This window comes from Bradyrhizobium sp. 44 (assembly GCF_023073095.1).
Lineage (GTDB): Bacteria > Pseudomonadota > Alphaproteobacteria > Rhizobiales > Xanthobacteraceae > Bradyrhizobium.
The window spans coordinates 1-22825 of the sequence record NZ_JADPIY010000004.1; the positions used below are offsets into that span (position 1 = coordinate 1).

A 22825-nucleotide genomic window follows, 5' to 3' on the forward strand; every position below is an offset into this window, starting at 1 on the left:
CAACGAAGGCGTCGATCACGCGAACCGGATTGTCATCTGCAACCCAGTCGTCCAGGCATTCCGGCAACAAAGTAGATTGCCCGCGATCAGCTCCTTGAACGAAACGAGCCATGCCAGCCCCCGCCGATTCAGTGCGGGAATCATAGCAGGCACGGCGTTTTCACACCGAAGCGGACCGTACGATTTGCGCGTTTGGAGTTTTTATGGGCGGAGCGCAACCCCAACTTAGCGCAAAGGCGTGTTCAGTCGGTCGCCTATAACTTGGTAAAGGCGTGATGCGATCACGGCGCCGAGTGTCAATGCAACAAGGAGCATTGCGCCGACCCACAGCATTCCTGCGATCAAGCCGATCAGAGAGCCCGCCCAGGGACGGAACAAGGGGACGACCATGCCGCCGAGCAATCCGATTGGAACGAAAGGCAGGATCGTTACCGCGAGCACAAACCAAATATGCTTGCGCGTATCGCTCATCGCATTGCGCCATTCGGCCCCGGGTGCATCGACTGCCACTGCTGGAAAAAGCACAAGAAGGCCCAGGACGAAAAGCAGTGCCACAAAACGCACAGCCGTTCCGACCGTGAAACGATCAATGAGGGGAGCTTGACCCAAGTAATAGACAGGGCCCTTTGGCATGGTCAGAGCCCCCAAAAATGACGGAAAAGTCACCAGAAGAACACTTAGGGCGAGCCACCCAAAGAACAACTGAAAACGCGGGCTGGACGGTCTGAAATCATATCGCGTTTGCCGACTCGCCTAGGAGCAGAGATCGGTGAATCGTGAGCAAGAACGGCGTCAGCAGGAAACTAAGTCCAACCAAAATCGCCAGCCTCGTAACCGCTTGTCCTATCGGATCGCGCGTCAGCAGCAGCGGCCCAACCATCGTCGCGAAGGTGCCAATCGACAGGACCAGAAAGGCGAACAAGGCCGGACGCCAGGCCTTTTGCAGGGTGTGGTACAAATCCCAGTAAGCCCAAAAGAGTGCGGTGAGAATGGACGGACGCGCGCGATCCATGAAAACCTTCCCAACAAATGTCGGAAATCAATACCGGCGCCCGCCTTAAGGACACCTTTGCGCAAATAGTTAAATGCACGATAACCAAGCGGCGGCGACCAACGGCCCGCTCTCTGCCTCGAGGGCGTTCGCCGCTATTGGCCCATAGCTGACCTGCCCCGCGCAGCCGGTCCATGATCGCTTGTGACCCTTGGCGGACCTCGCGCCGCTTGGCTCAGGTGCGGACATCAAGTTGTCGTCGGACAATTCCAGCGGGTCGCGCAGCGACATCGTGTGTTGGTCGGTTGCGCCGCCGCGTCAATGCGTTACCACGATGAAATCCGTGTCTTTTCCCGTCTCCTGGCTAATTCCGTTGTCGGAAACAATCAACGAAGAGGCCGGCGTCAGGAGTTCAGAGATCTTCTCAACCGTATCCTGGGGCATTTCGATACGGTTGAGCGCAGCGTTGGCTTTGTCGGGTAACGGTCCCGGCGCGGTTTGCTTTGCTTCTCGCCGTTTCGTGGCAACTTCGGGCATACGGGGCAATTCCTCTGGAATCGACACGACGCTCCAGCGAATAGCCGTTCCCTCGTTCTGGAATTCCATTGCGGTAAACACGTGCGTTCCCAGCGGCTCCTCCGGATTTTCGATCTTGACCGGGACATCAAACAACGGCGTGAAGCCCTGACGCACGAACAGCTTGCTCAACTTGCGACTGACGAAGATGGAGATCGGGACGATCTTTTTAGGCACGCTTGCAGCGGGAGCCGAGCCCGGCTCCTGGAGACTGGCGGCTTCTGGAGTCTCGGCGTTTGACACCACTGATCCCTGCGTTGCCGCGGCTGCACCGATGCTCTTGGTTGCGACGGTGGCACTCTGGAATTCGGACGATCCGGACGCGGCTTTCGGTTGAAAAAGATGCGGATTGGTTATCTCGACCGGCTGGGCATCACCATGCGCAATGATCACGCGCGTGCCGCGCTTCGTGAGATGCCAGAGTCGAACGGCAAAATCATCTTTCAAACGGATGCAGCCGTGTGACGCTGGATGCCCAGGCACGACACCGGCGTGCAACGCTATCCCTGACCAGGTGATGCGTTGCATGTAGGGCATGGGGGCGGCGCTATAAATATTTGAACGGTGCCATCGTTGTTTGCTGATGACGCTGAAGACGCCGAGGGGCGTCGGATGCCCTTCCATTCCCGTGGACACCGAAGAGCTTGCAATCAGCGCCCCGTTGTCAAAAAGCGAGACCCGTTGGTCTGCTATCGAGATGATGATCTGGAGCGGGCCCTTCGGAAGGGGCTCGGGCCGAACGCTCTTCGCCGTTTCAGAGTTTGTCTGCCGATGGTGGTGCTTGTCTTTGTACGGAGCGTATTGGCTTCGCCAGAACGTGTGTTGGGGTCCAAACAGAAATTGAGCGTGTGCGATCCCCGCAGGGAGCATGAAAATGGCGAATACAGCGATTGATATCGCACGCTGCATTGCTGGTAATTCCTTAACGAACATCGCCCGGTCCCATAGGCGCGGTTCCATCGTTTCGAGACGATGCGCGAAGCCGAAGCCTGATGCGTCATTCTGACAGCGCACCAAGCCTCTCCTCCAAATCCGGTCGCAGTGGGTCGAAAATTGGACCGAGCTCACAATTAGCGTGGGAGTTGCCGCTGGAGACGGGCGCGATTGCTTGTGATCGACGCGTTGCAATGGGGCAACACGTTTTAGAAAAATCGACGAGTGGCCGTTTGTGCCATTGCGCGACCCACATTGATCCCAAGAATGATCCTCTTCGCATGCTTGGCTTTTCTACACGGCTCCGGTGGAGCCTATGGGGGCGACGGCATCATGAACCCGCGGCGACTTATGATAGTGGCGCCGACGTTTTGCGGAACGGTCGTTCTCGCGGGGTGGATCGTTGGCTGGCTGGCCGGCTTCGGTCCGGCCGGCTCCGAGAACGCCCGCGCAGTGACAGTCCAGGACCGCGCAGCATCTCTCGCCGCCACCGCGAGGCTCCCGGATGAACCGCAGGCAATCGCAATGGGCAACACCGGACCCGCGGACGCCGCTGTCGCTAGCGCCGAAGTGGCGACAGCCGCTGAGCCCGCGGCGGGGACGGCCACCGACACGACGGCGGCCTCGGATAAATCGGAATCGATCGTCGTGGCCGCGTTGCCCGGTCCGTCGCAAACGCTGTCGGCCCATTTACCGCCTGCGCAGGACTCGGTGGACTTGGGCCACCACGATGTCGCCCAGCCGGCGCCGACCACGTGCGGTGCATCCGGCGGTGCCTCCAGCACGGGGCCGCGGGATTTCCGGTATCTCATTTGTTATGTCTGGTCCGAACTGCCGCCTGCCGAGAAGCCGGCGGCGATCGTCTTGCGTTCGTTCAAGGACATCCCGGTCGGGACGCCGGTGGAAGAGATCAAGCGCGCGTCCGACGCTTTCGGTCTGGATTTCACTTTCATGAAGGCCGTGGCCAAGGTCGAGTCCGGTTTCGACCCCAAGCAGCGCACCGGGTCGTATATCGGGCTGTTCCAGCTGAGCAAATACGAGTTCGGAAAATTCGGCTCCGGAGACATTCTTAATCCCCGCGATAATGCCGTTGCGGCAGCCTACAAGGTCATCACGGAAGGCATTCTATTCCAGTGGGTGACGCACAGGAAGCCGGACTTGAACGATCTCTACCTGATCCATCAACAGGGCTGGGAAGGCGCCGCGGAGCACCTCAGCCAACCCAATCGCATCGCCTGGAAATCGATGTGCGCCACTGGCGAAGGCAGGGAGAAGGGCGAAAAATGGTGCAGGCGCGCGATCTGGGGCAATACGCTTCCGGCCGTCAAAGAGGCGTGGAAATCCGTGGAGAAGCTGACGTCGGAAGCGTTCGTCGGAATGTGGCGCGAGCGGGTTGCTCATTTCCAATCGAAATACATGGGCACCGCGACCGCCGACGCCGAGCGGGCGCAGGCGCCAGTGAATGTCCGTTGAGTGGTTAGCAGGAGTTGCCGCACCCGCGGGCGAGCGGGGCTTCACCGTCGCCGGTCGCGCGGATGCACTTTACATCGTCAACGACGCGCTCGGGTCGTTCTTGCTGCTGGCGAGGCCATCGATCAGGTCCTGATGTCTGCTTGTGGCCCGAAGGCTAAGTGTCCGGCACGCCGGCAGCTAGGGCCATAGCGGGCATCGAGAATACGCGGGCAGATCGACGCGAATGACCCGAAGCGGAGCACCTTGAAAGTGAAGTCAAGTCATGATTCCGGGCATGAAGCATCGGACGCGCGGATGGCCGTCTATGTAATGCCTCCAGACCATTGTACGGCCGAAGCGGTTTGGTTCTGTGACAACCGCACCGTCAGGTACGAGCACCCATTCGCCGTCGATGAGGACGCGGTAACGGCCCCGACTGGACTCCCAATCGGCATCGGACACTATGTATCCGTCGGCATCGGTACAGCACTTTCCAAATTCGCTCTGCAAGCTTTCGAACCAAGACTTCAGCGGAGAATGGTCGTATCGGCCATCGTCGCGCGCAAGGACCGGCGTCAGTAGCAACGCTGACCCCAGCAACGATGCCGCAAGTTTCGCTGGAAACATCTGTTTGCCTCCGCGATATTCGCCCGCCGATCCGCTGGCTTGGTGCGGCTTAGGCTGGCAACCCGGAAACCAAGTCCGTTGCAACTGCCGCTGACGAGTGACGACAGCTACGATCGCTCGACGTTGTGATGGGACAGTTCATTCCCATCCCCACTGACGTGAGTCCGGAAGTTCGAGCGAAGGTTCAAATACGACAACGCTTCAACTAAAGGTCAGTGCAGCTGCTTCTTTGGCCTAGCCTGCCCTTAGCCGACCTCCAGGCTGGCGCCGAGCTTGTCGCTCATGACGGCGTAGCCGACCAAAGCCCTTACAGACTTAAGGAAATGACCCACGGTGGAAGTCTGCAGGGCATCTGTTGCGGGTCTCTGCAAGCGTGTTCGTCAACAACGATTGCGATCTACGCTGGTCGCCCGCAACGTCTATTCGGCAACTCGCGACAGCTCCGCAAGGAGCTTCAACGCATCGTCCAGCACGGCCTGGTCCAGCGTTCGTTCAGCGGCCGCATCACGCGTGAATGCGCCATGCGTTCGCGCATTCTGATTTCCCTTCGGCGCGCCTGTTCTCCGTGCGCCGCCGTGCATGCGGCAGCGGACCTTGCCGTGCACGGCCGGCGCGCGGCAGGTGGTGCCGTTTCGCGTTTCGGCGCCACAGCGCGGGCTCGTCCACATCGCACGCGTGTTGCGAATGTGGTCGCCGCTCATGCATTGCTGCCTTGCCTGGATTCGGCGTGTTCGCACGCGCCGGCCTCACGCGGCGGGACCAGTCCTGCGGCTGTCGCAACGTTCGGCTCCGCGACGATCAGGTTCGCGTGTTGCGTCACGTTGCCCACAATCGCCCTGCCGCCATCCTGCACCGACAGATTCCGGACCGTGATGGCGCGCTCGCCGTTGTTGCGGTGGCGGCTGAGTGCCTCGATCTGGCTTGCGAAGGAGCGGGCCAGCCGGGTCAGCGCGCGTGTGAGGCTCTCCTGCTGCGGAATGTCATCGGTGAGGGCGAGGCGGCAGGCGGAGCGCATCGCTGCCGCGTGAACCGACGCCATCTGCACCGCGAGCATGGCCTCGATCGAGTCCTTCGGCGCGATGCTCTTCACCAGCGAGATCATGAAGGCGAGATTGGCTTCATCGGGCTTGCGTCCAGTCATGCTGGCCTTCACCAATTGCTTGAGGAGGCCATGCAGCGCGTCGCGGTCGGCGGCGCCGAGCGCCTCGGCCAGCAGCCGTTCGCCGGCTTGCGGGTCGGCATGGAGGATCGCAATCCCCCGCTTGTAGAGCTTGATCCGCGGGCTCGCGTCGGGGCCGCTGCGATCGTTTGCCGCGACCGGCAGCGTGCTGTGGTGTTTCGCAGATGTCGTCACGTGCTGTGTCCTTTGCTCGCGCGGGCTCATTGCGCGCGAAATCAATCGCTCGCTGCGCGCCTGTGGGATTTTTGAGATTTCGATGAAGGGCTTACGCGCAATCGCCGCGGGCCCCCCGTGGTCGGGCGGCGTGGACGCTGGCGATTGTTGCGATGATGGCATTCTGCCAGTGTTTTGCCCGACGAGTCAAACGGCATTACGAACCGCGCAATCCTCGTTCGTGCCAATCCGCGTCCGTGCAAGTCCTTGTTCTTGCAGTTGCCGGCTACTGTGCATGGGGTTGTTTTCGCATTTTTTGTTTCGGAGCGGCCCTGACTTGCCGCGCGACGGAATGCCGGCGCGCAAACGCGATTGCGAAATCCGGCGCGCCCGCTCATCATGATCTGCGAATGCGCTGCGTCATGCCAAAGCGCCGCGAGCGTCTGGGGAGAAAACGAATGCAACGAACGCTTCGCCTGCTGGCGATCGTCGCCGGATTGTGCGTGACCACGCAGGCCTTCGCGAAGAAATATCCGGCGCGGCCGGTCAAGATCATGGTCGGCTTCAGCGCGGGCGGCCCGGTCGACGTCGTCGCGCGCATCGTCGCCGATCGATTGAGCAACAAGCTCGGACAAGCCTTCGTGGTCGAGAATCGCGCCGGCGCCAACGGCATGATCGCGGCTGAAGGCGTCGCGCATGCGGAAGGCGACGGCTACACGATGCTGGCCTGCAACTCCTCCACGATCACGCTCAACAAAACGCTCTTCAAGGACATCCGCTACGATCCGGAAAAGGACTTCGCGCCGCTCACCACCGTCGTGTCGGCGCCGCTCGTGCTCGTGGTCAATCCGGACAATCCCAAGACGGCCAACATCAACACCGTCGCCGATCTCGTCGCCGCGGCAAAGGCTGCGCCCGGCGCGCTTGCCTACGGCTCGGGCGGCAACGGCAACCTCGCCCATCTCGCCATGGAGTTGCTCAGCCAGAAGGCCGGCGTCAAGATGATCCACGTGCCCTATCGCGGTGGTGCTGCGTCCGAGGTCGGCATCCTCGCGCAGGAGGTCCTGGCGGTGTTCGATCCCTTGTCCGCCGTGCCGCTGGTGAAGGCCGGCAAGCTGCGCGCGCTCGCGGTGTCCTCAGCCGAGCGGCTGCCGGCGCTGCCTGATGTGCCGACCGTCGCTGAAGCCGGCTATCCCGGTTTCGACATCTCGTTCTGGGTCGGCTTCTTCATGCCGAAGGCAACGCCCGCGCCGACGCTCGAGATGCTGCACCGGGAGATCGTCGCGGCGGCGGCTGATCCGATGTTGAAAGAGCGGCTGGAGACGCAGGGCGTCGTCAGCGTGCTCAGTCCGGCTGAGTATGCTGCGAAGATCGCCAAGGAGACCAAGGAGCTCGCCGAAGTGGTGGCGGCGGCGAACATCAAGGCGGAGTAGCGCGTCTGGTTGGCGTGATGCCGACCACCTGAGCCAGCCGCTCGAGCAGCGGGCGCTGTCCTGCGTTGATCTTCTCGTGCGCTTCTTCGAGCGTGAACCATTCCGCACGATCGACCTCCGGGAAGGTCTGGCGTTTGCCGCTGCGCGGCGGCCATTCCATCTCGAAAGTGTTGCTGCGAATGCTGCGCACGTCAAGGTCGAACTCGGCCGCGAACGCGGTGACGGCCTTTCCGCCGCGCTGCTTGACCTGGCCAAGCGAAGTCAGCAGCACGGACAGCTCAAGTCCAAGCTCCTCGGCAAACTCCCGTCGCGCGGTGGTTTCTGCGTCTTCTTCGTCGGCATACTCGCCCTTCGGGATCGACCAGGCGCCGAGGTCCTTGTTGCGCCAGAACGGCCCGCCGGGATGAACGAGCAGGACCTCGATCTCCCCGCGCTTCCGATAGGCAACGATCCCGGCACTTTTCGAAGGCATCGCAGGTTCCGTGCAGGCAGCGCATTCGCCCGGGAAAAAGTGGAACAGACGGTTTTAGCGCAGGTTAATAGCCAACGCTTTAACCGAACAAGGGAGTGAACCATGATCCGCCTGTTGGCAACAACCGCCTTAGGGCTGGTGCTGGCGAACGCCGCCTTTGCGCAATCGCCAAGCAGCAACACCAAGTCCGACCAGACGCCGCAATCCCAGTCCAATTCCACAGCTCCGTCCAACACGTCGCCGTCTGGCGCAGCACAAACGCAGCAGTCGCCATCGCGGCCGCAGCAATCATCAACGCCGGGAGCGTCGACACAGAATACCCAGGCGACCACTCCGTCTTCCGGGTCGGCCAATTCCGGCCCGGGGACCAACGCCACCAACAGCGCGGACACGTCCTCCCGGCCGTCCAGCGGTACGGCAAACTCGAACACGGCCGGCAACCAGCCCGCCTCGCAGCAGAGCGCCAACCCGCCGGCGGCAAACTCGAACCAGACACAGGATCGCTCCAATCCTCCGGCGAACACTACCAATCAGGCGCAGCAGGCGCCTGGTGCATCTGGAACCAACCAGGCCCAGCAATCGCCAAACACGCCGAGCAGCAATCAGGCGCAGGGCGAGCGGACCGGTGCCAATTCACAGGCCGCCGCCCGCACTGACGTCAACCTCAACAAGCAGCAGGAGACCAAGATCAGCGCGTCAATCTCCCATCTCAACGTGCGGCCGCTGACCAGCGTCAATTTCTCGCTCAACGTCGGCACGGTGGTGCCGCGCGATGTCCAGCTATCGACGCTGCCGCCCGATGTGGTCGAGATCGTGCCGCAATATCGCGGCTACAGCTTCGCGCTGGTGAAGGATGAGATCGTCGTGGTCGATCCGGCGACATACAAGATCGTGACGGTGCTGCCGTACTCTGGACAATCCACGGCGACAACGACGACGACGACGACGCGCGAGCGCAGCGCCAGCAAGTTTTCGGATCGCGACCGTGAAGTGATCCGCAAGCATGCGAAGACCCGCACCGAGGGACGGAGCGAACGACAGACCACCGGCAGCACTGCGCGATCCGAGATTCACGTCGGTGACCGCGTTCCCGAGAGTGTCGAGGTCGAGGAATTCCCGAGCACCGTCTACCGGGACGCGCCCGACCTGCGCGAGTACCGCTACATTCACCGCGATACGCGGACCTATGTCGTCGAGCCCGGCGAACGCCGCATCATCGAGGAGATCGACTAATCCACGGACCATCGGAAGCCGCTCCATCGAGCGGCTTCCCGATTTGCGCATCAGCCTGAAGATCGTTCGCGCGCTGCAAAACGGATGGCGCGGGCCTTCGCGCTCTTTCCTGCCGCGCGCGCGGCGATCATGCTGCGTGCCTTGCCCGGGGTGCTCTTTCGGATCAGGGACGCGAGCCGCTTGCCTGCGCGGCTGGCGGTCAATCGCGCCGCCAGTTGCTCTGCCTTGCGAATGATGGTCGTGACCGAGGGCGTTAGGTTCACCGGAACCCAGGCGACGTCTTTGGTCTTGGACAGGCTGCCGATGCCTTCGCATGGCGCCTCGCGCGGCAGGTCGATCCGGATCGCGAGGGCTTCCGCACGTTCGGTCCAGTCCTCGGCCCTGGTGCCGGTGATGATGCGGACATAGTCGCGTGTCTCACGCGGCAGCTCGCTCTCTTTGGCGAGCCATTTCTGGATTCGGCCGGGGCCTGCGTTGTAGGCGGCTGCGGCAAGGCCGAGGTTGCCGAAATCGTCGCGCAGCTTGCGCAGGAATTTGGCCGAGGCCGGCAGCGCCTTCATCGCATCGAACGGATCATCCAGCCCAACCTCCGCTGCCGTTTCCGGCATGAACTGTGCGACACCTTGCGCGCCGGCCTGGCTGACCTCGTTGGACTTGAAGCGGCTCTCCTGCCAGATTAAACGCGCGAAGAACGGCACGGGAATGCCGCTGGCTTCGGCAGCGCCACGAAGCGCGTGGCAGAAGCGCTCCGTCGGCGAAACCGGCGCCTGCGCGACGGGGTCGATCGTATTCGGCGGCTCGGGTGTCTCTTCATAGGCCGCGCGCGCATTGGCGAGCTCGAGGGCCTGCACGCTTGCAAGGAACAGCTCGACCACCGGAACAAGTGGCGCGGCCTGAGTGTTTTGAAGAACGGTGTGATCGAAAGCTGATGTTTGGCGGGACGCCGACGGATCGAAGTCGCACATCAGAATCATGAACGCGGCGCAAGCCGCGACGACAAATCGCATTTGCTGGAGCAACCTCGAACTGTGGGTGAACGGCCAGCGGTGCGCCGGCGATAAGGAGTTATTAACCGAGCGATTGCGGCAAAGCTGCGGTCTCGTCGGTTCCGCCGGTGTTACTACGGTGTTCCCGACGGGAAACTCTCTTCCCCGCGATTTTGCGGGCATGGCGAATTGGGACGAGCGAGATGATGCGGTGGATGCTTGGCGCGGTGATTTCGCTGTCGGTGATCTCTCCGGCGCTTGCGGGCAATCTCGATGCAGCAGCGGTAAACGACGCTGCGCGTCCCGCAAAGCAACCTGCTAGCGACAAGCTCAACGCATCGATCGTGAAGCTTCAGATTCTGCTCGACCATGCGCGGTTCTCGCCCGGGGAGATCGACGGCAAGCTCGGCGAGAACGCGCAGAAGGCGCTGAAGGCATTCGCCGAGCAGAACGGCGTTGCATCCGACAAAGCGATCGGACCGGAGCTTTGGGACAAGTTGAATGCAGCGAACGAGGGCCCTGTCCTCGTCGAATACAAGGTCACGGACGCGGATGTGAAAGGGCCGTTTCTGAAGGAGCTGCCCGGCAAGCTTGATGACATGGAACCGCTGAAGGCGCTGAGCTACACCAGTCCGCTCGAAGGGCTTGCCGAGAAATTCCACATGAGCGGAGACCTGCTTCGGACGCTCAATCCCGGTAAGTCCTTCGACAAGGCTGGAGAGACGATTACCGTTGCGAATGTCTCTGCACGAAGCGAGCTGCCAGCCGTTGCGCGGCTCGAGATCGACAAGAAGAACGGCACGCTGAAAGCATTCGACGGGGGCGGCACCCTGATCGCATTCTATCCCGCGTCAATCGGAAGTCCGGATCGTCCGACGCCGAGCGGTACGCTCAAGGTCACCAGCACTCACGAGAATCCGGTCTATCACTACAACCCCGACTACAAGTTCAGAAGCGTCAAATCGAAAAAGCCGTTCGATGTTCAGCCGGGCCCGAACAATCCGGTGGGAGCATACTGGATCGGCTTGTCCGCTCAGGGTTACGGCATCCACGGAACGGCGGAGCCCGACAGGGTCAGCAAGTCCGAGTCGCATGGCTGCGTCAGGCTGACCAATTGGGACGTGCGCGCGCTGGGCGAGCATGTCAAGCGCGGCACACCGGTGGTCTTCCTGGATGCGCCGACGGACTCCTCGTCCGAGCAGCGGCGGAAGTCCGGCGGCAGGCGCGCCTCGAACTAGTCTTCAGGAAAGTCCTTGCGCATCGCGATCTCGGCGGCATCGCCGGGCGATAGCACGGTCTGGTCGAACGCTGCTTGCGGCCTCGTCATGATATCGTAGAGCGAGATGCCCTTGATCGGCTTGCCCATGAGCTCGCGGACGCAGTCGGCGAGTGTGCCGTTGTAGACGAGATAGGGCGGACCTCGATCCTTCTGCCTCTCGCCTTTCAGCGACGGCCACTTTTTCAGTTCGGCCGGCGCGTCATAGGCGATCGGCGATTTCTCTTTAAACATGCGCTTGGCCCCTGAAGGCGCGGGTCGCCCGGAAGCCTAGGGCGGCCCGGTAAAACGCTTGTTAAAGAATTAGTTCAAATCAGCCGGCAACAAAGGCGAGCAGGGTGCCGTTCGCCTTGGCCGGCGGCACGCAGATCGCAGACCCGCTGCGCACGGCTGCCGAACCAAGCGCCTTCTCGGTGGCCGCGAGATCGCCGCTCACGAGCACCAGGGCAGCGCCACCGCGTTCGGAAAGACCCGCGAGCGGCACGCCGGGATAGCGTTTGCCGAGCTGCTCCAGCGTCAAGTAGACGAAGTCGGCCCGATCGCCACCGGAGGATGCGGTCACCGCGCCGTCGGCCTCGGCCTTCGGCTCGCGGTCGATCAGCCGCCCCAGATGCGCAGCTTCCTTCGCGGGCTCGGGCGTCGCGATCAACGTCTGCTTGATGCGCCTGGCCGCATTGGCGTGCTTCATCAGCTCGGGAATCCACACGGTGTCGCGCGTCTTGTGCTGGCAGGCGAAAATGCGCACGCCGCCGGGCGCTTCCGCGGTCGGCCACATGAAGGTGCGGAATTTCGCCGCCGAAACCGTGCCGTCGGGCAGCGTCACGGGCCGCTCGAAATCGGTCGGGCCGATCGGCTCCAGGCCGCGCGCGCGGATCTCCTCCGCGCCGGCGGTGGAATCGATCGCGGTGAAGGCGATGCGCTCGATGCCTTCGCCGCGCTTGTCGAGGAAGGCACGCGCCGGCGCGTTGTGCTCGGTCGCCGCGAGCACGCCGAGCAGCTCCATATAATCCGGGTCGAACATGATGGTGTAGTTGCCGGTGCCCATATGTGCGCTGTGAGTGCCGCGCGGCGAGATGGTGAAGCCGAGCTGCCGGTAGTTCTCGGCGGCTTTGTCGAGGTCCTGAACCATGACCACGGCGTGGTCGATACCGATGACGTTCTTGAGAGCCACTGTTCTTTCCCCGCATGCAAACTGACTGGACCGCCGCTGGCGGCGCAAGTCCTGTCTACGCCGGATAAACGGTCAAGTCATTTTCAAATCGGCGGGACATGCGGAAAATTCATTCCGCGAAAGGCGATATCGACGCGCGATGGCGTCAGCGCGCCTGCTCGATATAGGCGGCGAGGATGGCGCGCTCCTCGCTGGTCATTTCGGTGATGTTGCCCGGCGGCATCGCATTGGACCAGGCGGCGACGCGGCCGATCAGGCGGATGTTGCGATGGATGTGCTCGGGCGCGTCGAGCAATATACCCTTCGGCGCGGTCACGATGCCGGCCCAGACCGGCTCGGTCGCGTGGCACATGCTGCAGCGGGACATCACGATCTCCTCAACATTGGCAAGCGTCGGCTGCGCCGACAGCGCGCTTGTCTTGACCTCGCGCGGGCCGGCCGCCGAGAGGAAGAGGATCGCGATCACGCCGACCGCTGCGACACCCCACACCCACCACGGCGATCTGCGTCCGGCATGACCCTCGTTGAAGAAATGACGGATCACGGGACCGAGCGCCAGGATGATGGCGACGATAATCCAGTTGAAGCGGGTGGCATAGAGCAGGGGATAGTGGTTGCTGATCATCAGCACGACGACAGGCAGCGTCAGATAGTTGTTGTGAACCGAGCGCTCCTTGCTTGACTTGCCGAGCTTTGGATCGGGCGCCGGCCCTGCGAGAAGGGCGGCGACGATCTTCTTCTGGTTCGGGATGATCAGCGTGAAGACGTTGGCGACCATGATGGTGCCGATGATCGCGCCGATCTGGTTGAAGGCGCCGCGGCCGCTCAGCACATGGGTGAAGGCATAGGTCAGCACGACCAGGAACAGGTAGCCGCCGATGGCGAATGGGAGCTCGCGCTGCGCGAGCCCGGTGCGGCAGGCGCCTTCATAGAGCAGCCACGCGAGCGCGAGGCTGCAGAGGCTGAATAGGCCGGCCTGGAATGGCGTGAGGTCGAGGATCGACCTGTCGACCAGGAACAAATCGGCCTCGAGATAATACACCACCACCATCAGCGCGAAGCCGGACAGCCAGGTGGTGTAGGCCTCCCATTTGAACCAGGTCAGCTCGTCCGGCATCTGGGCGGGCGCGACCAGATATTTCATGATGCGGTAGAAGCCCCCGCCATGGACTTGCCAGGCCTCGCCTTGCACGCCGTCCGGCAGATCGGACCGGGGCCTAAGGCTGAGGTCGAGGGCGATGAAATAGAAGGAACTGCCGATCCAGGCGATCGCGGCGACCACGTGCAGCCAGCGGAGCAGCAGGCTCGCCCATTCCGATATGATGGATCCCCACATGATCACCCCAATAGATGCGACCCCGATGCCGCAGCCTTGATGACCGCAACCGGCGGCCACGCCCCTATAATGTGTCGCACCGATCAGCCGTATTTTCCAGTACGATGGGCTGCGGCTGATGCACATCGTGCGGGCATGAGCTGACGTGGGATTCGGCAGGCATTTGACCTGTCGCAGAACGTTTGCGCGTCGATCGGCGTTGATGCGCCAGACGTAACGGCCGGGAGGAAACGACGTGAAGAACAGAATTTCGTTCGTGGCGATGTCCGCAGGGTGGCTGGTCGCGGTCGCGAGTTGCGCCCAGGCGGAGCCGGTGCTGCAGGGCAAGGACGCCTACGGCGATTGGCAGGCCGACAAGCCTGGCACGGTCAGGTTGATCCGGCCGCAGGATCTGGTCAGGCCCGGCGCCACGCGGTCGGTTGCGAGTTCGTCGCGCGTGGTGCCGCGCCCGCCGGAGGGGGCGCTTCAGGTCCCGGCCGGCTTCAAGATCGAGCTGTTCGCAGAGGGCCTGCGCGCTCCGCGCATCGTGCGCGTGGCGCCGAACGGCGATGCCTTCGTCGCCGAGACGCGCGCGGGCACCATCCGCGTGTTGCGCGCCGGCGAAGGCGGCAAGGCCGCGACCAACGAGGTCTTCGCTGCCGGACTGAGGCAGCCGTTCGGCATCGCCTTCTTCCCGAACGGCGACAATCCGCAATGGGTCTACGTCGCCAACACCGACAGCGTCGTCCGCCTTCCTTATCAGGCCGGCGATCTCAAGGCGCGTGGCAAGGCGGAGACGATCGTGGCGGGCCTGCCGCATGACGGCGGCCATTCCACCCGCGACATCGTCTTCACACCTGACAACAAGCGCATGCTGGTGTCGGTCGGCTCGCTCAGCAACGTCGCCGAGGGCATGGGTACGCCGCCGGGTGGAGTGGAAGCCTGGTCGAAAGCGCAGCCGCTCGGTGCGGCCTGGGCCAGCGAGACCGAGCGCGCCACGGTGCTCGCCTTCACCCCCGAGGGCAAGGAGCGGAAGATCTACGCCACCGGCATCCGCAACTGCGTTGGTCTTGCGATCCAGCCGCAGACGGGGCTGCCCTGGTGCTCGACCAACGAGCGCGACGGGCTCGGCGACGATCTCGTGCCTGACTATGTGACGAGCGTGAAGGAGGGCGCGTTCTACGGCTGGCCTTGGTTCTATATCGGCGGCAACGAAGACCCGCGCCACGCCGGCGCGCGGCCGGACCTCAAGGACAAGGTGACGGTGCCTGATGTGCTGGTGCAGCCGCACTCGGCCTCGCTCGGCATGACCTTCTATCAGGGCACGCAGTTTCCGTCAGAGTATCAGGGCGATGCTTTCGCGGCCGAGCACGGCTCCTGGAACCGGTCGAAGCGCACCGGCTACAAGGTGATCCGCATCCGGATGAAGGACGGCAAGCCGACCGGCGAGTATGAGGATTTTGTCACGGGATTCGTGGTGAGCGATACCGAGGTATGGGGGCGGCCGGTCGGTGTTGCCGTGGCAAAGGATGGGGCGCTGCTGGTGTCGGAGGACGGCAACGGCACGATCTGGCGGGTAAGCCGTTAGCGGGGCGCTTAACTAACCTGATCACTCTTCGATACCTCCCGGCAGAACATGTCGAACAGTGTCTCTTTGTCGATCGTTATTTCAAACGTCTTTATGGCAGCGTTGAGAGCTCCATAAGAAACGCGAACGATCTCGTCTGATATTGGGCCTAGCTCACCCATCTTACTCCATAGGTTTCATCACGACCCTATTCCACTGACCGCTTTTTACAGTTTGGATCGCTGCTTCTAGTTGGTAGAGACCCGTCCGTCGAAAATCGAGCCCCGTCGGAAATGTGGCTACACCGAACTCGTCCTCAATGTGGATGATCAAATCGGGTGTAGTATAAAAGCCACCTGTACTTACGCCAAAACGAGGCAATACCCAGTCGGATGATGCTGGATGCCAATCTTGTTTTGCCAAGCGAAGGTACGGGGCTCTGACGGGGACACTGCCAACGTTCCGCAGCGCGAGCACCAGTTGGAGAGAATATTTTAAGTCTTCTGTACTTGAAGACATTCGAAGTCCGCAGGATATCTCAAGCAGACCCTCTCTCGTCGCGAACATTAGATCGCGGATCTCACCATGCTCCATAACGCGCGTCCCGTCGGACCCGCGTCGAAAATACTGATGATGAACGTTACTGTAATGAGGTCGACTAGCGGATTCTGGTACGTCGATTACGATAAACCCCTCGTCGATTTTGCCGCTAGCCTCGACAGCATGAGCTTCCAGCCCACTGTGCTGCGGCGAGAGCATTTCGGGAATTGCGGAGCGAATTAGATTCGTTGTCCTTTGCAGTTGCTTAATTGGTCGCTTTGCACTTGCTACATCGACACCGTCCATGCGCTTCGTCTCGATGCCTATGATTAAAACGCCGCCTTCGGCATTCGAGAGACCCGTTACGGCGGCCGCAACTAGCTTTCGATCCTTACGTTTCAATTGGCCGCCATCGTGTGACAACGTTTTAAACTCAAGATGGAGCGTCTCTTCCTCGCGATCGACAATTACTTGATCGAAGTAGCTCGCCCCCTTCGATAAGATATCATGGCTACGGCTTTCCATCTGTACTCACCACCTTATGTCGCCGTATCCAACGATGACGCTCTATCGATAATGCCACTGCAGCCTACCCCCGCCTCACACTGGCTCCGCCATCCACCGGCAACGTCACACCCGTGATGAAATTCGCCTCGTCCGAGGCCAGGAACAGCGCGGCATTCGCGACGTCCCACCCCGTTCCCATCTTCCTGCGCAGCGGCACCTTGCTGTCGCGTTCGGCTTCGACTTCGGCGCGGGTCTTGTGCCATTCGCGGGCGCGGGTGTCGACGGCCATCGGTGTGTTCATCAGGCCCGGCAGGATGACGTTGGCGCGGATGCCGTATTCGGCGTTCTGGTAGGCGAGCTGTTCGGTGAAGGCGATCATCGCCGACTTGGTCGCCTTGTAGGCGACGTAAGGATAGGTGGTGATCGCCGCCATCGAGGAGATGTTGATGATCGCGCCGCTGTTTTGCGCGCGCATGATCGGGATCACCTCTTTCGCCGCCCAAATGCAGCTCTTCAGATTGATGGCGACGACGCGGTCGAAGGCCTCCTCGGTGATTTGCAGCAGCTCGGCGTCGCCGCCGGACAGGCTGACGCCGACATTGTTGTGGAGCACGTCGATCCGGCCCCAGCGCGCCTGCGCCTCCGCGACCATCGCCTTGATGTCGGCGGATTTTGTGACGTCGGCCCTGAACGCCGCGGCGGTGCCATGCTTTGCGGCGATCATGGCGGCGGTTTCCTGCGCCGATTCCAGATGATGATCGACGCAAAGCACCTTGGCGCCCTCGCGCGCGAAGGTAAGCGCAGTGGCGCGGCCGTTGCCCATGCCTTCGCCGGGACTCTGGCCGGCGCCCACGACGATCGCAACCTTGTCCTTCAAGCGCATGTCAGTTCACTCCCGGGATCGGATACTGCTGGAGTACCTCTTTGTAATATGGCTCGTTGTCGATCTTCATGGTGGCGAGCACGCGCACCACGCCGCAATAGAAGGCGATGGTCAGCACGAGGTCGACCATGTGCTCGTCCGAGAGATGCTGCTTGATCTCGGCAAAGGTCGCATCCGACATCGCGAGCTCGCGCACCATCTCGCGGGCACCTTTCAGGATCGCCTTGGCCTGCGGCTCGAGCGTCGAGGGCTTGCCCTCGGTCTCAGCCATCAGGCCGGCGATGTCGTCATCGGTGACGCCGAACTCCTTGCCGATCTTCACGTGGTGAGTGAACTCGTATTCCGACTTCTCCATCCAGCCGACCTGGAGGATCGCAAGCTCCCGCAGGCGCGGGTCGAGCTTGCTCTTGAAGCGGATGTAGCCGCCAATGCCGTTGAAGGCGCGCGCCATCTCCGGCGAGTTGACCAACAGCTTGTGCAAATTGGTGTTGCGCTTGAGCATGTCGCGATATTCGGGCGCGACCTGGTCGGCCTCGAGATAGGGCAGGCGGGCCATCCCTGATGTTCCTTTCAGTGTTCTTGTGATTCACGTTCGGGGGCTTGCAGCGTCACCCCGCCGTCCACCACCAGCACCTGTCCGGTGATATAGCGCGCAAAATTGCTGAGCAGGAATTTGACGGCATGGCCAACGTCCCAGCCGGTGCCTTCCGTTTTCAGCAAAGACGCCTTGGCCCGCTGGGCGCGCGCCTGTTCGCTCATGCCGCGGGCATAGACCATCGGCGTGTACATCGGCCCGGGGCAGATGCAATTGACGCGGATGTTGTCGCGGCCGTGATCGACCGCCATTGCGCGGGTCAGGCCGATGATCGCGGCTTTCGAGGTCGAATAGGTCGTCAGGCCGCGTGGCCGCAGCGCCGAGATCGAGGAGATGTTGACGATCGCACCGCCCCGCGCGGTCTTGATCATCGCAGGGATCGCGTGCTTGGAGAGCAGGAACATGCTCTCGACATTGACCTGCATGACGCGGCGATATTGCTCGGGCGCTTCGTCGACCACGCTGCCGCGGCTCCCGATGCCGACATTGTTGTCGAGGAAATCGAGCCGCCCCCAGCGGTCGAGCGCGGCTTCGACCAGCGTCCTGCAATCGCTCTCGCTGGTGACGTCGCCGCCATGCGCCGCGGCCGTGCAGCCTTCGGCTGCGATCATCTCCATGGTGCGTTCGGCGAGCTTGAGGTCGCGATCGGCCACCAGCACTTTGGCGCCGGCGCGAGCCAGTAGAATTGCGGCGGCGCGGCCGTTGCCGATGCCGTCGCCGGCAGCGCCGCCGCCGCTGACCAGCGCCACCTTGCCGGCGAGACCGGGATCGTCCTCGGGCCCCTGCATGTCGTTTCATCCCGATTATTTCGTGCACTCTAGCAATCGCCCCAAGCGGAGAGAAGGGCCGGGCTCCCGCTTTCATGTCATTGACATCGCATGGAATTGCATGCCGCCGCACGAGAAGGGCGAACGATCGACCCGCGCCGTTAGGAACCGACCTCACGAGATCGCGTTTGTTGCGGAGCCTTTCCCGCGCTAGGCTCTGTCCCGGGGCTTCCCAACCGCCAGTGACTTGCCGATGAATCTGCTCGATCCACAAGGGCCTGTGGCTGCGGCCAACAGCACGATCCTGGTCGATTCCGTCTTCATCATGCTCGCGATCGTGGTGCCGACCATCATCGCCATCCTGGCCTTTGCATTCTGGTTTCGCGCCTCGAATCCCAAAGCAAAGTTTCAGCCCGACTTCGTCTATTCCGGGCGGGTGGAGATGGTGGTGTGGGCGATCCCCGCGCTCACCGTGATCCTGCTCGGCGGCGTCGCCTGGATCGGCTCGCACCAGCTCGATCCCGCGGCACCCGTGCCCGGCACCGGCAGCCCGGTTCGCATCCAGGCCGTCTCGCTCGATTGGAAATGGCTCTTCATTTATCCGGACCAGCGCATCGCCACCGTCAATACGCTGACGGTGCCGGCAGGCGCCGAGCTGAATTTCCAGCTGACGTCCTCGAGCGTGATGAACACATTCTTCATCCCGCAACTCGGCAGCATGATCTACACCATGAACGGCATGGTGACGAAGCTGAACCTGCGCGCCGACAATGAGGGCAAGCTCCAGGGGTTGTCGGCACATTTCTCCGGCGACGGGTTTCCGGACATGATGTTCGACGTCAACGTGGTCTCGCCGCTCGCCTTTCCGGATTGGGTGGCGACCACGGCGAAGAGCGATGCTGTCCTCAATGAGGACAGCTACAAGAAGCTGATGCAGCAAGGCATCGAAAAGGGCAGGCCGACCTACCGGCTGGATGACCCCAGGCTGTTTGATCTGATCGCGACCCAGCACATTCCGCCGGGACCGGGTCCGGAGCTCGCATCCGAGGCCGGTCGGTCGCACAGTGGAGGCCATGATGCTCGGTAAGCTCGATTGGTCGGCCATTCCGTTCGATCAACCCATCCCGCTGATCGCAGGCGCCGTGGTGCTGATTGGGATTCTCGCCGTGCTGGCCTGGGTCGTGGTGAAGGGGCATCTGCCGTATCTCTGGCACGAGTGGATCACCAGCGTCGACCACAAGCGGATCGGCGTGATGTACATCCTGCTGGCCTCGGTGATGCTACTGCGCGGCGGCAGCGACGCCATCATGATGCGGATCCAGCAGGCGGTGGCCTACCAGTCGCAAGGCTATCTGCCGCCGGAGCACTACAACCAGATATTCTCCGCGCACGGCACCATCATGATCTTCTTCGTGGCGATGCCGTTCGTGATCGGACTGATGAATCTCATCGTGCCGCTCCAGCTTGGCGTACGAGATGTCGCTTTCCCGACGCTCAATTCGGTCGGTTTCTGGCTGACCGCGACCGGTGCGCTGCTGGTCAATCTCTCGCTCGTGATCGGCGAGTTCGCCCGGACCGGCTGGCTCGCGTTTCCGCCGCTGTCGGAGCTGTCCTACTCGCCGGGCGTCGGCGTCGATTATTACGCGTGGTCGCTGCAGATCTCCGGCGTCGGCACGTTGGTTGCCGGCATCAATCTCGTGACGACAGTGCTGAAGCTGCGCACTAAGGGCATGAACTATCTGCGCATGCCGATGTTCTGCTGGACCACGCTGGCCTCGAACCTCCTGATCGTCGCGGCTTTCCCGATTTTGACCGCCACCCTCGCGATGCTGCTGCTCGACCGCTATCTCGGCTTCCACTTCTTCACCAATGAGGCCGGCGGCAATGTCATGATGTTCATGAATCTGATCTGGGCCTGGGGGCATCCCGAGGTCTACATCCTGGTGCTGCCGGCCTTCGGCATCTTCTCCGAGGTGGTCTCGACCTTCTCCGGCAAGGCGCTGTTTGGCTATCGCTCGATGGTGCTGGCGACCATGGCGATCTGCGTCATCTCCTTCATGGTCTGGCTGCATCACTTCTTCACGATGGGAGCGGGCCCCGACGTCAACGCTATCTTCGGCATTGCCAGCATGATCATCGCGATACCGACCGGGGTGAAGATCTACAACTGGCTGTTCACGATGTATGGCGGCCGCATCCGCTTCGAGACGCCGATGCTGTGGTCGATAGGCTTCATGGTCACCTTCATCATCGGCGGATTGACGGGCGTATTGGTCGCGGTGCCGCCGGCCGATTTCATCCTCCACAACAGCATGTTCCTGGTCGCGCACTTCCACAACGTCATCATCGGCGGCGTGCTGTTCGGAGCCTTCGCCGGCTTTGAGTACTGGTTCCCAAAGGCGTTCGGCTTTCGCCTCAACGACCGCTGGGGCAAGCTCGCGTTCTGGTTCACTTTCCTCGGCTTCTACGTCACCTTCATCCCGCTCTACGTCGCCGGCATGCTCGGCATGACACGGCGCATGCAGCACTATGACGTCGCGGCGTGGCGGCCCTGGATGCTGGTTGCAGCCGTCGGCATGGCCGTGCTGACGATTGGCGTGATCTGCCAGATCGTGCAGCTCGTGGTCACCATCCGCAACCGCGAAGCCCTGCGCGACCGCACCGGTGATCCCTGGGACGGCCGTTCGCTGGAATGGGCGACGTCGTCGCCGCCGCCGGTTTTCAACTTCGCTTTCAACCCCGATGTGCGCGGCGAGGATGCCTACTGGGATCTGAAGACCCATGCCAAGCAGCAATCCCTCGATCATGATGCGCCCGAGTATCATGACATCGAGATGCCCAGGAACTCGCCGACCGGGTTCGTCTGCGCGTTCTTCGCCACGGTCATGGGCTTTGCGCTGATCTGGCACATTTGGTGGATGGTGATCTTGGGCGGTATCGGAGCGTTCGCGACCTTCGTCGTGTTCGCCTGGCGCGACCATGACGAATACGTCATTCCGGCCGAGGAGGTCGCGGCGATAGACCGCGTCAACCTCGAGGAGCGGCGTAGCCTCGTCAGCATGGCGGGGACAGTCTGATGTCAATGACCGCGACCGCCGGCCGTGCGCACGCCGATCCCCATCACATCGGGCTCGTCATCGAGCATCCCGGCCCGGCGCCGAAGCGCATCGTGACCGCCTATGGCTTCTGGGTCTTCCTGCTCTCAGACATCGTGATGTTCTCCTGCTTCTTCGCGGCCTATGCGGTGCTGGCCGACCAGACCGCCGGCGGTCCGAAGGGTTCGGATATATTCGAGCAGCGGAACGTCGCGATCGAGACTGTCTGCCTGCTGCTGTCGAGTTTCACGTGCGGCATGGCGAGCATCGCAGCCGATGTGCGAAACCGGTTCTGGTTCTATCTCGGGATGACGGTGACATGTTTGCTCGGCCTCATCTTTCTCGTCATTGAGTTTCGCGAATTTGCTGATCTCGTTGCCCGCGGCTATGGCCCATCGCGCAGCGCGTTCCTGACCTCGTTCTTCTCGCTGGTCGGCTGCCACGGCCTCCACGTCTCGGCCGGCATATTGTGGCTGCTCACCATGATGGCCCAGGTTTTCGCGAAGGGTTTTCGTGCCGACGTGCTGCGCCGGATGATGTGCTTTGCTTTGTTCTGGCATGCGCTCGACATCGTCTGGGTCGGAGTCTTCTCCGTCGTCTACTTGCTTGGGAGTGGCGTATGAGCGATCAGACGCATATGCCGGCCGGTCATGACCTTGCGCCGGGCGATGAGGAGCAACACAGTGTCGGCACGCGCATCCTCGGTTACGTGGTCGGTCTTGTTCTCGCCCTGCTGCTGACGGCGACCTCGTTCTTCATCGCCGGCACCGATCTGGTCTGGCAGCCTTCCATTCCCGTCGCGCTGATCGTGCTGGCGATCGCGCAGATGGGCGTGCACCTCGTGTTCTTCCTGCACATCACCACCGGCCCCGACAACACCAACAACGTGCTGGCGCTGGCTTTCGGACTGTTGGTGGTCTTCCTGGTGGTCGGTGGCACTGTCTGGATCATGGCGCATCTGAATGCGAACATGCCGGCCATGGATCAGATCATGCCGATGCGCCGCTAAGGGCGCACAAAAAAAGAAGAGCCGCTTGTTGTGACAAGCGGCCCAAGTCTAGGGAGGAAACGCC

Annotated in this window: 24 protein-coding genes; 9 read left to right on the forward strand and 15 right to left on the reverse strand. The window is 62.1% G+C overall.

The genetic code is table 11. The annotated features are described in order from the left end of the window. Nucleotides 1-225: 225 nt before the first annotated feature. From IVB41_RS00035 to IVB41_RS00045, 3 genes are all read right to left on the reverse strand, one after another. Nucleotides 226-633: a hypothetical protein gene (locus IVB41_RS00035; RefSeq protein WP_247425711.1), complete on the reverse strand. Its 408-nt coding sequence runs from the start codon at nt 631-633 to the stop codon at nt 226-228. 97 nt (nt 634-730) lie between these two features. Continuing rightward, nucleotides 731-1012, reverse strand: a complete 282-nt coding sequence (locus IVB41_RS00040) for a hypothetical protein (protein ID WP_247425712.1) — start codon at nt 1010-1012, stop codon at nt 731-733. Nucleotides 1013-1309: 297 nt separating this feature from the next. Continuing rightward, complete coding sequence (locus IVB41_RS00045; RefSeq protein ID WP_247426165.1) at nt 1310-2581, reverse strand: L,D-transpeptidase; 1272 nt, start codon at nt 2579-2581, stop codon at nt 1310-1312. A 186-nt stretch (nt 2582-2767) separates the two neighbouring features. Between IVB41_RS00045 and IVB41_RS00050 the strand changes: the two genes are divergently transcribed. Continuing rightward, nucleotides 2768-3973, forward strand: a complete 1206-nt coding sequence (locus tag IVB41_RS00050; RefSeq protein WP_027568749.1) for a transglycosylase SLT domain-containing protein — start codon at nt 2768-2770, stop codon at nt 3971-3973. Nucleotides 3974-4228: 255 nt separating this feature from the next. Here the strand turns inward: IVB41_RS00050 and IVB41_RS00055 are convergent, their stop codons facing one another. The 3 genes from IVB41_RS00055 to IVB41_RS00065 form a co-directional block, all read right to left on the reverse strand. Next, a complete protein-coding gene (locus tag IVB41_RS00055; RefSeq protein WP_081747933.1) occupies nt 4229-4579 on the reverse strand; it encodes a hypothetical protein in 351 nt (116 codons plus the stop codon). Nucleotides 4580-4998: 419 nt separating this feature from the next. Further along, complete coding sequence (locus tag IVB41_RS00060) at nt 4999-5280, reverse strand: HGGxSTG domain-containing protein (RefSeq protein WP_247425714.1); 282 nt, start codon at nt 5278-5280, stop codon at nt 4999-5001. Then, nucleotides 5277-5933: a hypothetical protein gene (locus tag IVB41_RS00065; RefSeq protein ID WP_247425724.1), complete on the reverse strand. Its 657-nt coding sequence runs from the start codon at nt 5931-5933 to the stop codon at nt 5277-5279. The genes IVB41_RS00060 and IVB41_RS00065 overlap by 4 nt, the downstream gene beginning before the upstream one ends. A 437-nt stretch (nt 5934-6370) precedes the next feature. On the opposite strand from IVB41_RS00065, the gene IVB41_RS00070 reads away from it, so the two are divergent. After that, the gene (locus IVB41_RS00070) at nt 6371-7345 is read left to right on the forward strand and encodes a tripartite tricarboxylate transporter substrate binding protein (protein ID WP_247425726.1); all 975 of its coding nucleotides are present in this window, start codon (nt 6371-6373) and stop codon (nt 7343-7345) included. Here the strand turns inward: IVB41_RS00070 and IVB41_RS00075 are convergent. Further along, nucleotides 7332-7817 carry an NUDIX domain-containing protein gene (locus IVB41_RS00075; RefSeq protein ID WP_247425731.1) on the reverse strand — a complete coding sequence of 162 codons (486 nt, stop codon included), beginning with the start codon at nt 7815-7817 and terminating at the stop codon, nt 7332-7334. The two genes, IVB41_RS00070 and IVB41_RS00075, sit on opposite strands and share 14 nt — an antisense overlap. Before the next feature lie 102 nt (nt 7818-7919). On the opposite strand from IVB41_RS00075, the gene IVB41_RS00080 reads away from it, so the two are divergent. Beyond that, nucleotides 7920-9050, forward strand: a complete 1131-nt coding sequence (locus IVB41_RS00080; protein ID WP_247425732.1) for a DUF1236 domain-containing protein — start codon at nt 7920-7922, stop codon at nt 9048-9050. 50 nt (nt 9051-9100) lie between these two features. Here the strand turns inward: IVB41_RS00080 and IVB41_RS00085 are convergent, their stop codons facing one another. Then, the gene (locus IVB41_RS00085; RefSeq protein ID WP_247425733.1) at nt 9101-10057 is read right to left on the reverse strand and encodes a lytic transglycosylase domain-containing protein; all 957 of its coding nucleotides are present in this window, start codon (nt 10055-10057) and stop codon (nt 9101-9103) included. A gap of 182 nt (nt 10058-10239) precedes the next feature. Here IVB41_RS00085 and IVB41_RS00090 point away from each other — a divergent pair, with 182 nt between their 5' ends. Then, nucleotides 10240-11274 (forward strand): L,D-transpeptidase, encoded by a 1035-nt coding sequence (locus tag IVB41_RS00090; protein ID WP_247425734.1) that lies wholly within the window; start codon nt 10240-10242, stop codon nt 11272-11274. Here IVB41_RS00090 and IVB41_RS00095 read toward each other — a convergent pair. From IVB41_RS00095 to IVB41_RS00105, 3 genes are all read right to left on the reverse strand, one after another. After that, nucleotides 11271-11546, reverse strand: coding sequence for a hypothetical protein (locus IVB41_RS00095; protein ID WP_247425735.1), 276 nt, complete (start codon nt 11544-11546; stop codon nt 11271-11273). The genes IVB41_RS00090 and IVB41_RS00095 overlap by 4 nt on opposite strands. 79 nt (nt 11547-11625) lie before the next feature. Further along, nucleotides 11626-12483 (reverse strand): VOC family protein, encoded by an 858-nt coding sequence (locus IVB41_RS00100; protein ID WP_247425736.1) that lies wholly within the window; start codon nt 12481-12483, stop codon nt 11626-11628. 145 nt (nt 12484-12628) lie between these two features. After that, on the reverse strand, nt 12629-13819 hold the full coding sequence (locus IVB41_RS00105) for a urate hydroxylase PuuD (RefSeq protein ID WP_247425737.1): 1191 nt from the start codon (nt 13817-13819) through the stop codon (nt 12629-12631). Between the two features lie 235 nt (nt 13820-14054). On the opposite strand from IVB41_RS00105, the gene IVB41_RS00110 reads away from it, so the two are divergent. Next, nucleotides 14055-15386 carry a sorbosone dehydrogenase family protein gene (locus tag IVB41_RS00110; protein WP_247425738.1) on the forward strand — a complete coding sequence of 444 codons (1332 nt, stop codon included), beginning with the start codon at nt 14055-14057 and terminating at the stop codon, nt 15384-15386. 162 nt (nt 15387-15548) lie between these two features. On the opposite strand, the gene IVB41_RS00115 is transcribed toward IVB41_RS00110, so the two are convergent. From IVB41_RS00115 to IVB41_RS00130, 4 genes are all read right to left on the reverse strand, one after another. Further along, a complete protein-coding gene (locus IVB41_RS00115; protein ID WP_247425739.1) occupies nt 15549-16430 on the reverse strand; it encodes a helix-turn-helix domain-containing protein in 882 nt (293 codons plus the stop codon). A gap of 64 nt (nt 16431-16494) precedes the next feature. Continuing rightward, a complete protein-coding gene (locus tag IVB41_RS00120) occupies nt 16495-17295 on the reverse strand; it encodes an SDR family NAD(P)-dependent oxidoreductase (RefSeq protein ID WP_247425740.1) in 801 nt (266 codons plus the stop codon). A 1-nt stretch (nt 17296) separates the two neighbouring features. Beyond that, entirely contained in the window at nt 17297-17851 is a 555-nt protein-coding gene (locus IVB41_RS00125; RefSeq protein ID WP_247425741.1) for a carboxymuconolactone decarboxylase family protein, read from the reverse strand. A 14-nt stretch (nt 17852-17865) separates the two neighbouring features. Beyond that, entirely contained in the window at nt 17866-18678 is an 813-nt protein-coding gene (locus tag IVB41_RS00130) for an SDR family NAD(P)-dependent oxidoreductase (RefSeq protein ID WP_247425743.1), read from the reverse strand. 232 nt (nt 18679-18910) lie between these two features. Between IVB41_RS00130 and IVB41_RS00135 the strand changes: the two genes are divergently transcribed. From IVB41_RS00135 to cyoD, 4 genes are read left to right on the forward strand one after another with little or no spacing between them, the layout of a single operon-like run. Beyond that, on the forward strand, nt 18911-19744 hold the full coding sequence (locus tag IVB41_RS00135; protein WP_027568765.1) for a ubiquinol oxidase subunit II: 834 nt from the start codon (nt 18911-18913) through the stop codon (nt 19742-19744). Beyond that, the gene (gene cyoB / locus IVB41_RS00140; RefSeq protein WP_247426167.1) at nt 19734-21734 is read left to right on the forward strand and encodes a cytochrome o ubiquinol oxidase subunit I; all 2001 of its coding nucleotides are present in this window, start codon (nt 19734-19736) and stop codon (nt 21732-21734) included. The genes IVB41_RS00135 and cyoB overlap by 11 nt, the downstream gene beginning before the upstream one ends. Continuing rightward, nucleotides 21734-22375 (forward strand): cytochrome (ubi)quinol oxidase subunit III, encoded by a 642-nt coding sequence (locus IVB41_RS00145; RefSeq protein ID WP_247425745.1) that lies wholly within the window; start codon nt 21734-21736, stop codon nt 22373-22375. The genes cyoB and IVB41_RS00145 overlap by 1 nt, the downstream gene beginning before the upstream one ends. Next, on the forward strand, nt 22372-22761 hold the full coding sequence (cyoD, locus tag IVB41_RS00150; protein WP_018457172.1) for a cytochrome o ubiquinol oxidase subunit IV: 390 nt from the start codon (nt 22372-22374) through the stop codon (nt 22759-22761). Before IVB41_RS00145 ends, cyoD begins: the two co-directional genes overlap by 4 nt. Nucleotides 22762-22825: the final 64 nt, after the last annotated feature.

What these genes read in the sequence shown, in the direction of transcription:
- IVB41_RS00035 (WP_247425711.1), bottom strand. Translation starts at nt 633, where the DNA reads ATGCCAAAGGGCCCTGTCTATTACTTGGGTCAAGCTCCCCTCATTGAT.
- IVB41_RS00040 (WP_247425712.1), bottom strand. Translation starts at nt 1,012, where the DNA reads ATGGATCGCGCGCGTCCGTCCATTCTCACCGCACTCTTTTGGGCTTAC.
- IVB41_RS00050 (WP_027568749.1), top strand. Translation starts at nt 2,768, where the DNA reads ATGATCCTCTTCGCATGCTTGGCTTTTCTACACGGCTCCGGTGGAGCC.
- IVB41_RS00055 (WP_081747933.1), bottom strand. Translation starts at nt 4,579, where the DNA reads ATGTTTCCAGCGAAACTTGCGGCATCGTTGCTGGGGTCAGCGTTGCTA.
- IVB41_RS00060 (WP_247425714.1), bottom strand. Translation starts at nt 5,280, where the DNA reads ATGAGCGGCGACCACATTCGCAACACGCGTGCGATGTGGACGAGCCCG.
- IVB41_RS00070 (WP_247425726.1), top strand. Translation starts at nt 6,371, where the DNA reads ATGCAACGAACGCTTCGCCTGCTGGCGATCGTCGCCGGATTGTGCGTG.
- IVB41_RS00075 (WP_247425731.1), bottom strand. Translation starts at nt 7,817, where the DNA reads ATGCCTTCGAAAAGTGCCGGGATCGTTGCCTATCGGAAGCGCGGGGAG.
- IVB41_RS00080 (WP_247425732.1), top strand. Translation starts at nt 7,920, where the DNA reads ATGATCCGCCTGTTGGCAACAACCGCCTTAGGGCTGGTGCTGGCGAAC.
- IVB41_RS00085 (WP_247425733.1), bottom strand. Translation starts at nt 10,057, where the DNA reads ATGCGATTTGTCGTCGCGGCTTGCGCCGCGTTCATGATTCTGATGTGC.
- IVB41_RS00090 (WP_247425734.1), top strand. Translation starts at nt 10,240, where the DNA reads ATGATGCGGTGGATGCTTGGCGCGGTGATTTCGCTGTCGGTGATCTCT.
- IVB41_RS00095 (WP_247425735.1), bottom strand. Translation starts at nt 11,546, where the DNA reads ATGTTTAAAGAGAAATCGCCGATCGCCTATGACGCGCCGGCCGAACTG.
- IVB41_RS00105 (WP_247425737.1), bottom strand. Translation starts at nt 13,819, where the DNA reads ATGTGGGGATCCATCATATCGGAATGGGCGAGCCTGCTGCTCCGCTGG.
- IVB41_RS00115 (WP_247425739.1), bottom strand. Translation starts at nt 16,430, where the DNA reads ATGGAAAGCCGTAGCCATGATATCTTATCGAAGGGGGCGAGCTACTTC.
- IVB41_RS00120 (WP_247425740.1), bottom strand. Translation starts at nt 17,295, where the DNA reads ATGCGCTTGAAGGACAAGGTTGCGATCGTCGTGGGCGCCGGCCAGAGT.
- IVB41_RS00125 (WP_247425741.1), bottom strand. Translation starts at nt 17,851, where the DNA reads ATGGCCCGCCTGCCCTATCTCGAGGCCGACCAGGTCGCGCCCGAATAT.
- IVB41_RS00130 (WP_247425743.1), bottom strand. Translation starts at nt 18,678, where the DNA reads ATGCAGGGGCCCGAGGACGATCCCGGTCTCGCCGGCAAGGTGGCGCTG.
- IVB41_RS00135 (WP_027568765.1), top strand. Translation starts at nt 18,911, where the DNA reads ATGAATCTGCTCGATCCACAAGGGCCTGTGGCTGCGGCCAACAGCACG.
- cyoB (WP_247426167.1), top strand. Translation starts at nt 19,734, where the DNA reads ATGCTCGGTAAGCTCGATTGGTCGGCCATTCCGTTCGATCAACCCATC.
- IVB41_RS00145 (WP_247425745.1), top strand. Translation starts at nt 21,734, where the DNA reads ATGTCAATGACCGCGACCGCCGGCCGTGCGCACGCCGATCCCCATCAC.
- cyoD (WP_018457172.1), top strand. Translation starts at nt 22,372, where the DNA reads ATGAGCGATCAGACGCATATGCCGGCCGGTCATGACCTTGCGCCGGGC.